13 protein-coding genes are annotated in these 14,077 nt (G+C 70.7%); 5 read left to right on the top strand and 8 right to left on the bottom strand.

The genetic code is table 11. The features are described from left to right. Window positions 1-82 precede the first annotated feature (82 nt). The gene (gene rpoD, locus AC2D8W_RS14695; protein WP_293479390.1) at window positions 83-2,014 is read right to left on the bottom strand and encodes an RNA polymerase sigma factor RpoD; all 1,932 of its coding nucleotides are present in this window, start codon (window positions 2,012-2,014) and stop codon (window positions 83-85) included. 469 nt (window positions 2,015-2,483) lie between these two features. On the opposite strand from rpoD, the gene AC2D8W_RS14690 reads away from it, so the two are divergent. Then, complete coding sequence (locus AC2D8W_RS14690) at window positions 2,484-3,953, top strand: amidohydrolase family protein (protein WP_484672128.1); 1,470 nt, start codon at window positions 2,484-2,486, stop codon at window positions 3,951-3,953. A gap of 23 nt (window positions 3,954-3,976) precedes the next feature. Here AC2D8W_RS14690 and dnaG read toward each other — a convergent pair whose 3' ends face one another. The 6 genes from dnaG to carA all read right to left on the bottom strand — a co-directional run bounded on the left by dnaG (window position 3,977) and on the right by carA (window position 10,054). Further along, window positions 3,977-5,887, bottom strand: coding sequence for a DNA primase (gene dnaG / locus AC2D8W_RS14685; RefSeq protein ID WP_484672127.1), 1,911 nt, complete (start codon window positions 5,885-5,887; stop codon window positions 3,977-3,979). Window positions 5,888-6,203: 316 nt separating this feature from the next. Next, entirely contained in the window at window positions 6,204-6,476 is a 273-nt protein-coding gene (locus AC2D8W_RS14680) for a hypothetical protein (protein WP_484672126.1), read from the bottom strand. Window positions 6,477-6,673: 197 nt separating this feature from the next. Then, window positions 6,674-7,555, bottom strand: a complete 882-nt coding sequence (gene sigJ, locus AC2D8W_RS14675) for an RNA polymerase sigma factor SigJ (protein ID WP_484672125.1) — start codon at window positions 7,553-7,555, stop codon at window positions 6,674-6,676. Window positions 7,556-7,563: 8 nt separating this feature from the next. After that, window positions 7,564-8,115, bottom strand: coding sequence for a hypothetical protein (locus AC2D8W_RS14670; protein WP_293479400.1), 552 nt, complete (start codon window positions 8,113-8,115; stop codon window positions 7,564-7,566). Continuing rightward, window positions 8,109-8,489 carry a hypothetical protein gene (locus AC2D8W_RS14665; RefSeq protein WP_484672124.1) on the bottom strand — a complete coding sequence of 127 codons (381 nt, stop codon included), beginning with the start codon at window positions 8,487-8,489 and terminating at the stop codon, window positions 8,109-8,111. The genes AC2D8W_RS14670 and AC2D8W_RS14665 overlap by 7 nt, the downstream gene beginning before the upstream one ends. A gap of 395 nt (window positions 8,490-8,884) precedes the next feature. Further along, window positions 8,885-10,054: a glutamine-hydrolyzing carbamoyl-phosphate synthase small subunit gene (gene carA / locus AC2D8W_RS14660; protein WP_293479404.1), complete on the bottom strand. Its 1,170-nt coding sequence runs from the start codon at window positions 10,052-10,054 to the stop codon at window positions 8,885-8,887. 251 nt (window positions 10,055-10,305) lie between these two features. Between carA and AC2D8W_RS14655 the strand changes: the two genes are divergently transcribed. The 3 genes from AC2D8W_RS14655 (at window position 10,306) to AC2D8W_RS14645 (ending at window position 11,899) form a co-directional block, all read left to right on the top strand. Further along, window positions 10,306-11,133, top strand: coding sequence for a sensor histidine kinase (locus AC2D8W_RS14655; protein ID WP_484672123.1), 828 nt, complete (start codon window positions 10,306-10,308; stop codon window positions 11,131-11,133). A gap of 16 nt (window positions 11,134-11,149) precedes the next feature. After that, window positions 11,150-11,590 (top strand): DUF1330 domain-containing protein, encoded by a 441-nt coding sequence (locus AC2D8W_RS14650; RefSeq protein ID WP_484672122.1) that lies wholly within the window; start codon window positions 11,150-11,152, stop codon window positions 11,588-11,590. A 63-nt stretch (window positions 11,591-11,653) separates the two neighbouring features. After that, window positions 11,654-11,899: a DUF1272 domain-containing protein gene (locus AC2D8W_RS14645; protein WP_484672121.1), complete on the top strand. Its 246-nt coding sequence runs from the start codon at window positions 11,654-11,656 to the stop codon at window positions 11,897-11,899. A 187-nt stretch (window positions 11,900-12,086) separates the two neighbouring features. Here AC2D8W_RS14645 and AC2D8W_RS14640 read toward each other — a convergent pair whose 3' ends face one another. Then, window positions 12,087-13,205 carry a response regulator gene (locus AC2D8W_RS14640; protein ID WP_484672120.1) on the bottom strand — a complete coding sequence of 373 codons (1,119 nt, stop codon included), beginning with the start codon at window positions 13,203-13,205 and terminating at the stop codon, window positions 12,087-12,089. Window positions 13,206-13,365: 160 nt separating this feature from the next. Here AC2D8W_RS14640 and AC2D8W_RS14635 point away from each other — a divergent pair, with 160 nt between their 5' ends. After that, window positions 13,366-14,064 carry an HAD family hydrolase gene (locus AC2D8W_RS14635; RefSeq protein ID WP_293479413.1) on the top strand — a complete coding sequence of 233 codons (699 nt, stop codon included), beginning with the start codon at window positions 13,366-13,368 and terminating at the stop codon, window positions 14,062-14,064. Window positions 14,065-14,077 lie beyond the last annotated feature (13 nt).

The raw sequence follows: 14,077 nt of genomic DNA, 5'->3' as shown, positions 1-14,077 counted from the left end.
GCATCCCTCCTGGACATTGCCAGGCGAGACTACACGCCCGCCGCGCCAGTTCATCGGCGCGGCGGTTATCGTGTCGATGCGTCTAGCTGTCGAGGAACGAGCGCAGCTTCCGCGACCGGGACGGGTGCTTCAGCTTGCGCAGGGCCTTGGCCTCGATCTGGCGGATCCGCTCGCGGGTCACCGAGAACTGCTGGCCGACTTCTTCCAGCGTGTGGTCGGTGTTCATGCCGATGCCGAAGCGCATGCGCAGGACGCGCTCCTCGCGCGGCGTCAGCGACGCCAGCACGCGGGTCGTGGTCTCGCGCAGGTTCGACTGGATGGCCGCGTCGATCGGCAGGACCGCGTTCTTGTCCTCGATGAAGTCGCCCAGGTGGCTGTCCTCCTCGTCGCCGATCGGCGTCTCGAGGCTGATCGGCTCCTTGGCGATCTTCAGGACCTTGCGCACCTTCTCCAGCGGCATGGCCAGCTTCTCGGCCAGCTCCTCCGGGGTCGGCTCGCGGCCGATCTCGTGCAGCATCTGGCGGCTGGTGCGGACGATCTTGTTGATCGTCTCGATCATGTGCACCGGGATGCGGATGGTCCGCGCCTGGTCGGCGATCGAGCGGGTGATCGCCTGCCGGATCCACCAGGTGGCATAGGTCGAGAACTTGTAGCCCCGGCGGTACTCGAACTTGTCCACCGCCTTCATCAGGCCGATGTTGCCCTCCTGGATCAGGTCCAGGAACTGCAGGCCGCGGTTGGTGTACTTCTTGGCGATCGAGATCACGAGGCGCAGGTTGGCCTCGACCATCTCCTTCTTCGCCTGACGGGCCTCGCGCTCGCCCTTCTGCACGGTCTGGACGATCCGGCGGTAGTCGTCGATCGGAACGCCGGTCTCCTGCGCCAGGGCCGCGATCTCGTTGCGGATCTCGGCGATCTGGCCGCCGTCGTTCTCCGAGAACTTCGTCCAGCGGACGCCGAGGCTCTTCACCTGGTCGGCCCAGTCCGGACGCATCTCCTGGCCGAAGTAGGCCTTGAGGAACTCGCCGCGGCTGATCCCGTAGCTGTCGGCCAGGCGCAGCAGGCGGCCTTCGAGAACCATCAGGCGCTTGTTGATGGCGTAGAGCTGCTCGACCAGCGCCTCGATGCGGTTGTTGTTGAGCTTCAGGGTCTTCAGGTGCTGAACGATCGCGCCGGTCGCCACCTGGTAGGCCTGGCGGTCCTTCGCGCTCAGGTCCTCGCCCTTCAGCTTGTGGGCGACCAGCTTCTCCTGGAGCAGGCGGAAGGCCTCGAACTCGGCGGCGATGGCGTCGAGCGTGGCCATAACGCCTTCGCGCAGCTCGGCTTCCATGGCGCTGATGGTGGGCCCCGCGCCGTCGTCGAAGTCGTCGTCGCCTTCGCCTTCGCCCTCGGGCTTCTCCTCGCCTTCGGGCTCGGCCTCCTCGGCCTCTTCCGCCGCGGCGGGGATCTCGCCGGCGGCGGCGTTCTGGCCGCCGTACGTCTGCTCGAGGTCGATGACCTCGCGGAGCAGGATCCGGCCGCCCTCGAGCTCCTCGCGCCACACCATGATGGCCTCGAAGGTCAGCGCGCTCTCGCAGAGCCCGCGGATCATGGTGTCGCGGCCGGCCTCGATGCGCTTGGCGATGGCGATCTCGCCCTCGCGGCTGAGCAGCTCCACCGAGCCCATCTCGCGCAGGTACATCCGGACCGGATCGTCGGTGCGGTCGTAGGCGGGCTCCTTGGTCGTCTCGACGACCGCGGACTCCTCGCGGACCACGACCTCGCCGCCCTCGGCGTCGTCCTCGGACTCGACCACGTTGACGCCCATCTCGCTCAGCATGGCGAGGGTGTCTTCGATCTGCTCGGAGGTGACTTCCTCCGAGGGCAGGACCTTGTTCAGCTCGTCCATCGTGACGTAGCCGCGCGTCTTGGCCTGCTTGATGAACTTCTTGACCGCGGCGTCCGTGAGGTCGAGCAGCGGACCGTCGCCAGCCGTGGTTTCCGGGGCTTCGGTCTCGGCCGTGTTTGCGCTCATCTATTTCTCCGAACTCGGCTGCCGCCCCCTGCCCCTTGGAAGGGCGCGGAGCGGGCCGAAGATGGTGCCCGGCGGCCCACGATCGAGAGGTCGCGACAATACGACCCGTGGTCCGCCCTAATGTTCCCGTTCTGATCGAGTGCGCCGGTGGATACGCGTCCGCAACGAACACGACGCGCCATGCAAGAACGCGGCCGCGGAGGTTCCCCTTCGCGACGTCCAGCATGCGCGCCGGCCGATAGTACGGCGCGACCACCGGGATTTCCGCACCGCGAGGGAGACATCACATCCGCGAAGGGGGCGCGCCCGAATGCCGCAGCGGCCCATCGATGTCTGTCGTAGCGCGCTAAATCCGCATTGCCGCAGATGGCGCGGCCGCCCGGTTCTGTCAAGGCGCGCCGACGGGGATGAGGCGCATTGTCCCACCGGTCCGGGCGCGCCACTGTCAGTCCACGCAAGGAGACTGGCGATGGCTGAAGACCTCGATCCTCACGGGCTGCGGCTCCCGATCAAGCTGGACTCCACGTCCAACGGCGAGTTCGCGCCCATCCCGCTCGACGCCAGCCTGCGCAAGGCGAACCACGTGGCGCGCGAGATGGCCGAGCGGAATGCGCGCCGGCTCGGCGTCGCGCGCCGCCGGTTCCTCACCTCCTCCTGCGGCGCGGCCTCGACGCTGCTGGCCTTCAACGCCGCCCACGCCGAGGCGGGACGCACCGGCGGCTACTTCGAGCTGGCGGACGCCGCGGCGCTCGAGCCCGACGTCGCGAAGGCCCAGCTGGGCAAGTCGGAGTTCATCTTCGATGTCCAGGGCCACTTCGTGAACCCCACCGGCGCGTGGCTGAAGACGCTGCCGCCGAACGCGCGCCCCCTGGCCGAGATGCCGAAGGCCCGGGCGCTGAACACGCCCCCGGGCGACCGCAGCTACCTGCAGCGGCTGGGCGCCGAGGAGTTCATCAAGGACGTGTTCCTCGATTCCGACACGGACATCATGGTGCTGTCGTTCGTGCCTTCGACCCGCGAGGGCGAGCCGCTCACCATCGAAGAGGCCGTCGCCACCCGCGCCATCGTCGAGCGGATGCAGGGCTCCAAGCGCCTGATGCTGCATGGCCGGGTCAATCCCAACCAGAAGGGCGACCTGGAGGACATGGAGCGTCTGAAGGGCTTCGGCGTCAGCGCCTTCAAGACCTACACCCAGTGGGGCCCCTCCGGCGCCGGGTTCTGGATGACGGACGACGTCGGCGTCGCCTTCGTCGAGCGCGCCCGCAAGCTCGGGGTGCGAAACATCTGCATCCACAAGGGCCTGCCCTTCGGGCCACGCAGCTACGAGCACTCGACGTGCCGCGACATCGGGCCGATCGCGAAGCGCTTCCCCGACATGAACTTCCTGATCTACCACTCGGGCTACGTCGCCGGGCAGGCCGAGGGGCCCTATGACCCGGCCAAGACGGACGGCGTCGACGCCCTCGTGACCTCGCTGGCCGAGGCCGGCGTCGCCCCCAACAGCAACGTCTACGCCGAGCTGGGCTCGACCTGGCGCTTCGTGGCCATGCGGGACCCGACGACCGCCGCCCATGTGCTGGGGAAGCTGTTCAAGGCCGTCGGCCAGGACAACGTGCTCTGGGGCACCGACTCCATCTGGTACGGCTCGCCGCAGGACCAGATCCAGGCGTTCCGGACCTTCCAGATCTCCGACGAACTCCAGGCCCGCCACGGCTATCCCAAGATGACGCCCGAGCTGCGCCGCAAGGTGTTCGGGCTCAACGCCGTGAAGCCCTACGGCCTCGATCCGGCCGAGCTGCGCAAGTACACGGCAGGCGACGCCGTCGCTCGGGAGAAGGCCGACTACGCCGAGCGGCCGAACCCCTCGTTCGCTACCTACGGACCGCGCACGCGGCGCGAGTTCGCCAATCTGCTGGGGCTTTCCGGCGGCCAGCCCTAGGCGCTAGGCCCGCCGCGCGCCGGTCAGTGCGGCAGCACGGGCGTCGCGGCTTCGTCGCCGTTGGCCCAGTCGCTGTTGATCAGGCGGCGGAGGTGGTCGCGCTCGGCCTTCAGGCTCATCAGGGTGGTCGCGTCGCGGTCGCGGTCGAGGTCGCGGGCCGCGGCCTCGACGGCCCGCTCCAGGCTCTCCAGCTGCATCAGGAGGTCGAACGCCTGCCGCCAGAGCTGGCGGGCGCGCGCGCCGCTCTCCTTCAGGAACGGAGCCGCCACCCCGGCCCGCTGCGACTCGCGTTCGACGCGGGCGAGGTCTTCCGGCGCGATCCCGCTGGCCAGCAGCCGCCGCTGCAGCGCCTCCAGCTCCAGGTGGTCGGTCTCGTAGCGCAGGCGGACGAGCTCGTGCGCCAGCTGGTCGAGCTTCTCGTCGCCGAAGCCGTGGCGGCCGACCAGCTCGATGGCGTCGTCGATCACCGAAGGGTCGCGCAGCGCCGCCTGGGCCAGCGCGGCGGGCAGGGCCCTCGGGGCGCGCCGCAGGCGTTCGGTGGCGTCCTTGGTCTCGGCCGTGGCGCCGGCCAGCACCGCCTTGCGCCGGTCCCAGCGCGCGCGCGACAGTTCCCGCCCCGCGGCGCCCACCGTGTAGACCGGGTTCCGCGTGGGCCAGAGCGCCTCGAAGCGCGCCAGCAGGTCCTCCTTGTACGCCGCCGCCAGGTCCGGGTCGGCGATGGTCGCCGCCAGCTTGCGCAGCCGCACCTTCAGCGCGGTCCGCCGCTCGGGCGTGTCCAGGTCCTCCGCGTCGCGCTCCCGGACGAACAGCGCCTCGGCGAAGGGCGTGGTCCTGGCGAGCTGCGCGCGCAACGCGGCCGGCCCCTGTTCGCGCAGCACGTCGTCCGGGTCCTTGCCGCCCTCGACGATCGCGAACCGGAGGCTCTTGCCGGGCTTCAGCAGCGGCAGCGCCCGATCGATCACCCGCCCCGCGGCCGCGCGGCCCGCGCGGTCGCCGTCGAGGCAGATGGTGGGCTCGGGATGGTGCCGCCACAGGACCTCCATCTGGTCCTCGCCCAGCGCCGTGCCCATGGCCGCGACGCCGGCGATCCCCGCCCGCTGGCAGGCGATCACGTCCATGTAGCCTTCGACCACCACCAGCGGCGGCGCCTCATCGGCCTTGGCCGCCGCCAGGATCTTGCGCGCCTCGGAGAGGCCGTAGAGCTGGTGGCCCTTGTGGAAGACCACCGTCTCTGGGCCGTTCAGGTACTTGGCGCGCGCCTGCGGATCCATCGCCCGGCCGCCGAACGAGACGACCCGGCCCCTGACGTCGAGGATCGGGAAGATGATGCGGTCGCGGAAGCGGTCGTAGGGCTGGCCGCCGTCCTCCGGCGCGACCAGCAGGCCCGCCTCGACCAGCTCGCCCGGCCGCGCGCCCTTGGCCACGAGGTAGTCCTTGAGCGCGGTGCGGCCCGACGGCGAGAACCCCAGGCGGAAGCGGCTCCACTCGGCCTCCGGCAGGCCGCGGCCTTCCAGGTAGGCGCGCGCCTCGCGCCCGCCGGGCCGCCGCAGCTCGGCCTCGAACCACTGCGCCGCCAGTTCCAGCCAGTCGGCGAGCCCCTGCCGCGCCCTCTCCTGCTCGGCGCCCCGCGGGTCCAGCGCCGGCAGCGGCACGCCGGCCTCGCCGGCCAGCCGCTCGACCGCCTCGGAGAAGCTGAGGCGCTCGGTCTCCTGCAGGAAGGTGATGAGGTCGCCGGTCTTGCCGGACGAGAAATCGAAGAACATCCCCTTGTCGTCGTTCACGTAGAACGACGGGGTCTTCTCCTTGTTGAAGGGCGAGAGGCCGACGTACTCGCGCCCCTGCTTGCGCAGCTTGACGGTGCGGCCGATCACGTCGCTGGGCCGCAGCCGCGACTTGATCTCCTCCAGGAACCGCTCGTCGAACCGCCCGACCATCGCCTTCAGCTAACACATCGCCCATGGCGAAGGCTGTGCATCACATCCAATCGCCTGTGGATCGTGAACTCCGGCCATCATAACCGCGGAAAACGCGGAAGACGCGGAATTTCGTTCCTGTATTGTTCTGCAGCGCGATAAGCTCTCGGGACAGTGAGGCCGTCCACCAAGCTTCTCTAGAGGCCACCCTTCTGCGTTTTCCGTGAGTTCGGCGGTCATCTACCGACCGCCGCACGGGCGGATGGAGGTTCGCTCCACCTGCCCGTGGGACGAGCGGCGTCGAGACGCCCGGCGCGGTTTCCGCCAGGGTGACGGATTAGGACGACGGCAGGGTGTCCGCGAGCGCCGCGAGCTGGGCGTTGCCCGAGTTGGCGAGCGTGGTGCGGTAGGTCGAGACCACGCAGGCGCGGTGGGCTTCGATCATCGTGATCATGACCTCGCGGTCGCGGCAGGTCTTCTGGGCGGCGTCCCAGACGGCCTTGGCGACCTGTTCGGGGGTCTTGCCGGCCACGTTCAGCTTGGCGGTTTCCGCAGCGGCGGGCGTGGCCAGAAGCGCGGCGGCGGCGAAGGCGAGTGCAACAGTGCGCATGACGGTCGTTCCTCAGACGGGCTCAAGGGTCGACCCAGTTCCTGATGTTCCTCGTTCCGACGCGCGGTCTCACGGCCACGCTTCCCGGAACGGCTGGCACATAGTGAACAGTGTTCAGATCGCAAGGGCGGCGGGGCGGCCGCGTGTGCGTTTCGCGCGAACGCGTGGCCCGGAGGCGCCTCCCGCGCGCAGGGCGCCTAGGAAACAGGCGGCGCGGCGCCGTCCAGGTGGCGCAGCTTCTCGGGGTTTCGCATGATGTAGACGGCGGCGATCCGACCGTCGTCGCTGGGCTCCAGCGCGAACGTCTCGGGGCCGTCCGAGACCTCGATCAGCAGGCCCGGCAGCCCGTTGATGCGCACCGGCTCGACGCGGCGAACGCCCAGGTCGCCATGGCGCCAGACGATGCCCTGGATGAGCCCGATGACGTCGTCGCGGCCGACCAGCACCCGGAGCGCCGCCGTGCGCTTGCCCCCGCCGTCGCTGACCAGGATGGCGTCCTCGGCCAGCAGCTCGCGCAGCGCGCGCACGTCGGCGGTCGCGGCTGCGGCCCCGAAGGCGGCGGCGAGCTTCAGCGCGCGCTCCCGGTCGACGGAGAAGCGCGGCCGCGCGTCCTGCACGTGCTCGCGCGCCCGGCTCGCAAGTTGCCGGACGGCCGACTCCGAGCGTCCGAGCGTCTGCGCCACTTCGCCGTAGTCCTGCTCGAACACGTCGTGCAGCAGGAAGACCGCCCGCTCCAGCGGCGACAGCCGCTCCAGGGCCAGCAGGAAGGCGATCGAAACCTCTTCGGCCTTCTCGACCGGATCGTCGGTGAGCGGCTCGATCAGGGGTTCGGGCAGCCAGGGGCCCTTGTAGGCGGCGCGCTCCGCCTTGGCCGCCCGCAGGCGGTCGATGCAGAGGCGGGTCGTGGCGCGCACCAGCCAGGCCGCAGGGTCGGTCACGCCCTCGCCGGCCCGCGCCCAGCGCAGCCAGGCGTCCTGAACGGCGTCCTCGGCCTCGGTGACCGAGCCCAGCATCCGGTAGGCCAGCCGCTTCAGCCGGTCCCGGTTCGCCTCGAACGCGCTGGCGAGCGTCGCTTCCATGCCCGACCCTATGCCGCCAGCGCGACGGGCGCGACGGCTGTCTCGCGGCCCGCCACCGTCACCTTCGAGCACGTCCGGCCGTAGCCCAGCGCGTACTTCACCGTCGGATACATCCGCGCGGTCATGAGCGAGAGGCTCAGCGCCACGAGGCCCCGGTCGCCCCAGCGGCGCACCACCTCCTCGCGGAGCGGATCGACGGCGTCCAGGTCGCGGGCCAGGCTCGCCCGCGCGAACCGCCAGGCCAGCCGGGCGTCGTCGCCCATGGCCGCCTCGTCCCCGGCCAGGATCGCGCGGAGCACCTCGGGCCGGGCCCCGCCCGCCGCCGCCATGTCCACCGAGATCTGGGTGCAGGGCCCGCAATCCTCCGCGATGGTCCCGACGATGCCCGCGGCCGCCAGGGCTTCCGCCGGCGCGGCCCTGCGATCCACGACGAACGGGATCACGCTGAACCGGGCGAAGCTCGCAGGCGAGCCGCGCAGGATGTGGCGCATGTAGCTCGCGTCGTAGCGCCAGCGCCGTTCGAAGCGGTCGATGACGCGGGTGAAGATCGCCTTCAGCATGCGGAGGCTCCTTTGGGTCTGCCGAGGATCGCGAGGGCCAGCGGAATGGCCGCGAAGAGGTAGACGCCCACGAGGTCGCGCCGCAGGTCGGCCAGCGGCGTGCTCCCGCACGAGGCGTCGTAGACGTGGACGGCGGCGTGCGCGGCCAGCCAGGCCGCTGCGGCCGCCAGCGCCGGCCAGCCCTGGGCCGGCCGCCAGGCGTACCAGCCGGCGCCCAGCGCGCAGACCAGGTAGACGCAGCCGATGTCACGGACGAAGTGCGCGTTGAACGGCCCGGTGGCCGGCACGCCCGGCACGGCGTCGTACCACCCCAGCGGCGCAACCAGCATCGCCGCCCCGTTCGCCGCAAACAGCAGCGCCGTCAACGCCGCCAAACCCCGCTCCCACAACCGCAAGGCTCATCTCCGTCCTGTTCACGGCAAGGACGGCTCAGGAAGCCTGCGTGTGACATCGCAGATATGTTCGCGTCTGCTTCGATCCCTCGGTTGTGGTCGGACAAACTCCGCTGGGTCCGCACTCAACACCGGTCATCCCGGCGAAGGCCGGGATCCAGATGGGATTTCTCGGACGCGCGTTCCGCAGGCTCGGAGCCCCTCCCATCAGGACGCCGCGCGTGGATCTGGGTCCCGGCATTCGCCGGGACGGTCGGAAGCTGTTGAAGCCCCAGATATCGAATGGAGCCCGGAGCCCTCCACGGAAACACCCAGTCCGTGTGTTTCCGTGTGCTTCCGTGGACAACACTTGCCGCTTCGCGGCCGACGATGTCGCCCTACTTCGCCTTGTCCATCAGGCCGGCGAAGCGTTCGAAGAGGTAGAGGCTGTCAGTGGGGCCGGGCGAGGCTTCGGGGTGGTGCTGGATCGAGAAGACCGGCTTGTCCCTCAGCGCGATGCCCGCGTTCGTCCCGTCGAAGAGCGAGACGTGCGTCTCCACCACCGGCTCGGGCAGGCTGTCGCGGTCGACCGTGAAGCCGTGGTTCATCGAGACGATCTCGACCTTGCCGGTGGTCAGGTCCTTCACCGGATGGTTCGCCCCGTGGTGGCCCTGGTCCATCTTCACGGTCTTCGCGCCCAGCGCGCGGGCCAGCATCTGGTGGCCCAGGCAGATGCCGAAGACCGGCTTGCCGCTCTCCACCAGCTTGCGGATCTCGGGGACCGCGTACTCGCCGGTCGCCGCCGGGTCGCCGGGGCCGTTCGAGAGCAGGACCCCGTCGGGATTGCGCGCCAGGATCTCCTCGGCCGTGGTCTTGGCCGGCACCACGGTGACCCGTGCGCCCACCGAGTTGAGGGCCCGCAGGATGTTGCGCTTCACGCCGTAGTCGATCACCACGACCTCGTACTTCGGCGAGGCCGGGGCCTTCGCGTAGCCGCCCTCCCAGTCCCACAGGCCCTCTTCGTAGACGAAGGGCTGCAGGCACGAGGCGTCCTTGGCCAGGTCCAGGCCCTCCAGCCCCGACCACGCCCGCGCCTTGGCGATCAGGGCGTCCAGATCGAAACGGCCGTCCGGATCGTGGGCGATCACGCCGTGCGGCATGCCGTTCTCGCGGATCGAGCGCGTCAGCGCCCGCGTGTCCACGCCGGCGAGGCCCACGACCCCGCGCCGCGCCATCCAGGTCTCGAGGTCGGCGTCCGAGCGCCAGTTGGCCGGCCGCGTGGGGACGTCGCGGAAGATCGCACCGCGCGCCGCGGTCTCGGCCGAGCCCGACATCTGCTCGATGTCCTCGACGTTCGTGCCCACGTTGCCCACGTGCGGGAAGGTGAACGCGACGATCTGCGCCATGTACGACGGGTCGGTCAGGATCTCCTGATAGCCCGTCATGGCGGTATTGAAGCAGACCTCGCCCACGGCTTCGCCGACCGCGCCGACGCCGAGGCCCTGCAGCACGGTCCCGTCGGCCAGCGCAAGAACGCCGGTGACGCCAGGCAAGAGGTCACGGCTCATCGGCGGCTCCTTGTGGGCAAACGGCGGGGTACCTAGTCAGTCGCCGGGGCGGGGTCAATGCGCGGCGCCGTGACCGCCCGCCCTGGTAGGAATTCTATTGTAAATTCTATCTGGAATTGTAGGCTGAACCTGCTCTAGGGGGCAGAAGTAACGTGAAGCGTGCACGGTCGAGCACCGCGGGTTGGGCCGCGGAGTCCGCCCAAGGTCCGATCGCCGCGTTCGCGCGGCGCGTCGCGGGATTCTCGCGTCTGATGGCGACATCCGAGGATCGGCAAGGCTCGCTCGCGGAGCGCTGGGCGCAGCGCCGCGCCGAAACCCAGTTCCAGTTCACCCAGGCGGCCCGGCTGAACGCCATGGGCGAGCTGGCCGTCACCCTGGCTCACGAACTCAACCAGCCGCTGGCCGCGATCACCAGCTACGCCGCCGCCGCGCACCGGCTGGCCGCGCGGGGCGACCCGGAGATGGCCGACCTCCTTCGCAAGCTGGGCGACCAGGCGGCGCGCGCCGCCGAGATCGTCAACCGCGTCCGCGACGGCGCGCATCGCGGCGAGGTGGCGACGGCGGCCTGGCCCCTGCATGAACTGGTGGCCGAGGCGATCGACCTCGCCATGGCCGACATCGCCCGCGAATCGGTGGTGCTGCACTACGACTTCCGGCAGCGGGCGCCCGAGGTCCTGGCCGACCGGGTCCAGCTGCAGCAGGTCATCGTCAACCTCGTGCGCAATGCGCTGGAGGCGATGGCCGCATCGCCCTGGCGCGAGCTGCGCGTCGGCGCGACGGCGGACGGCTCCGACATGGTCCGCGTCCACGTGATCGACTCGGGACCGGGCATCGCCTCGAGCCTGGCCGATCGGCTGTTCGAGCCCTTCGTGACCGACAAGCCGCAGGGGATGGGTCTCGGCCTCTCGATCTCGCGGGCGATCGTCGAGGCGCATGGCGGCCGGCTGTGGTGCGAGCGCGCGTCCGGCGGCGGCGCGGCCTTCTACTTCACCCTGCCCAGCGCGCCTGCCGAGCGACCCGCCCCGCAGACGACCGCGTTCCCGCATGCTACGGCGAGGCTTCGGCCCGCGGGGCCGTGAGCCGATCGAGGACGTCATGGCGGAAAGCTACATCGATCCCGGCCGGGAGGCCTGGGACATCTTCAAGGGCCTGCCCCGCGATCAGCCGATCCACATGCTGAACCTCGTCCGGCTGAAGCCGAAGGCCGAGTACCCGCCGGACCATCCCGACCACGGCAAGGACCTCACGGGCCTCGACGCCTACCGCGCCTATGGCCGGACGACGGCGCACATCTTCTCGCGCCTCGGCGGACGCCAGGTGTGGGCGGGCAGGCCGCAGGTGATGGTGACCGGGCCTACCTCCGAGGCGTGGGACATCGCCTTCATCGCCGAATACCCCTCGGCCGACGCCTTCATCGCCATGGTCCGCGATCCGGAGTACCGCGAGTTCGTGAAGCATCGGACGGCGGGCGTGGCGGACTCGCGCCTCCTGCGCCTCGACCCGGTCCGGGAGCTCGGCGAGGGCTTCGGCGAGTAGCTGGCGGGAAAGGAGGCAAGCCTGTCCTTTCGCCCCGGCGGGCGCCGGACGATCCTCATGGCCATGCTTGCCCTTCGCCCCAACTGCGAGTGCTGCGACCGGGATCTGCCGCCCGCCAGCCCCGACGCGCGCATCTGCAGCTTCGAATGCACCTTCTGCGCCGAGTGCGCCGACCATCGGCTGGAAGGACGTTGTCCCAACTGCGGCGGCGAGCTCGTGCGCCGCCCGATCCGGCCGGCCGCCGCCCTGGCCCGCTTCCCCGCCTCGACGGAACGCGTCCTGAAGCCCCACAAGGCCTGCGCCGCCTAGGGTCAGACCCGGTTTCCAACAACTTCCGACCGTCCCGGCGAAGGCCGGGACCCAGGCCCAGGTGCGAGACCGTGGTTGGAGGGGCTCCGCACCTGCGGAACCCACGTCTGAGCCATCCCATCTGGATCCCGGCCTTCGCCGGGATGACCGGGTATGAGTACGGACTTGGCGGGCGGCCGGAGCGGACTCAGGCCGCCCGCGCGGCCAGGGACGCCTCGAGCGCCGCGAACAGCGCCTCGGTCCGGATCGGCTTGGCGATATGCCCGTCCGCCCCGGCGGCCGAGCTGGCCGCCCGGTCCTCGACCGACGTGTTGGCCGAAAGCACGATCATCGGCGTCCGCGGCCGGCCGCCCGCCTGTTCCTCGGCGCGGATCATGCGGATGGCCGCCAGGCCGTCGAGGACGGGCATGCGCAGGTCCATCAGGACCACGTCGAAGGCGCCGACCCGCCACGCCTCCACCGCCTCGTAGCCGTTCTCCACCGTCACCACCCGGGCCCCGGTCGCCTCCAGCATCAGCGCGATCACCTTGCGGTTCGTGGGATTGTCGTCGGCCGCCAGCACCCGCAGCGGCTGGTCCGGGGCGGCATGCACCGCGTGCTCGTCGCCGGCGAGGTCGGCGTCCCCGTAGTCGAGGAGCCCCGTGACCAGCCGATCCAGCTGCCGCGCGGCCGTGCGGATTTCCGAGACCAGCGCGCGCTGCCCGGGGCCCAGCTCCATGGCGTCCAGCGCCTGGGCCAGGCCGAGCACGCCGTTCAGCGGCGTGCGCAACTCGTGGCTCATGTCGGCCAGGAACTCGGCCTTGGCCCGGTGCGCGGCTTCGGCGTGGGCGAGGGCGTGCTCCAGCAGCGCCGCCTGCCGCTTCATCTCGGTGATGTCCACGCGCAGGCCGATGACGCCGCCGTCGGACGTCCGCCGCTCCTCGATCATCAGCCAGCGCCCGTCGGCGACCTGCTGCTCGTGGCGTTCGCCGGTAGCCGCGGCGAGCTTCGCGAGGCGCGACGCCAGCCATGCCTCCTCGCGTCCGATGGCGTCCGGGTAATCGCCGCGGCGCACGCCCTCGCGCAGCGTGTCCACCAGCCGGGTCCCGGGCCGGAACAGGTCGGCCGAGCGGTGGTAGATCTCGGCGTAGCGCGCGTTCCAGAGGACGTAGCGGCCCTCCGCGTCGAGGAAGACCACGCCTTCGGGGATGGCCTCGATGGCGTCCCGCAGGCGGGCCTCCGCCCGGGCGGCCTGGTCGCGGGCCTCCGCAAGCGCCCGGCCGCCGAACAGCCGGGCGACCCGCGCCCAGAGCCCGCTTCCCGCCATGCCTCGCCTCCCCCTGTTCCAGCAGGTCCAGGATGTCCGCCGACCCTTAACCGCGTGCGTCAATCGGGGGTTGCGGCGGCGAAAGCGGTTCGGCGCCCGCGGCCCGCGCAGCCGGCGCCCGGCGATTGCGCAACCTCCGGTCTGCGCCTTATGAGCGCGCATGCGCATCACCACGATCGGCCTCGATGCCGACGACACCCTTTGGCACAACGAGACGATCTTCCGGCTCAGCCAGGACCGGCTGCGCGAGATGCTGTCCGGCTTCGCCAGCCATGAGGTCACGACCGCCAAGCTGGCCGAGGTGGAGAAGCGGAACCTCAGGCTCTACGGCTACGGCGTGAAGGGCTTCACGCTCTCGATGATCGAGACCGCGATGGAATTGACCGGCGGCGACCCGCCGGGACGTCTCATCGCCGACATCCTGGCCGCGGGGCGCGAGATGCTGTCCGAGCCGGTCGAGCCCCTGCCCGGCGTGGACCACGCCCTGGCCGAACTCTCCGAGGCCGGCTACCGCCTGATCCTGATCACCAAGGGCGACCTTCTTCACCAGGAGCAGAAGCTGGCCGCCTCCGGGCTCGGCGACCTGTTCGCGGCCGTCGAGATCGTCAGCGAGAAGGACGCCCAGACCTATGCGCGCGTCTTCGATCGCTATGGCACAGGGGCGGCCGAGGCGGTGATGGCCGGCAATTCGCTGCGATCGGACATCCTGCCGGCGCTCGAGGCCGGCGGCTGGGGCGCCTACATCCCCTACCCGATCACCTGGGCGCACGAGGTGGCCGACGCGCCGGAGGGCCACCCGCGGTTCACCGAGCTCGCCGCCATCTCGGAGCTGCCGGGGTGGGTCCGCTCGCTGGCGTGAGCACGCCGCGCCG

It is taken from the genome of Phenylobacterium sp. T106, assembly GCF_057219735.1.
The sequence above is the reverse complement of the archived record's forward strand: the minus strand, read 5'-3'. Positions and strand labels throughout refer to the sequence as shown.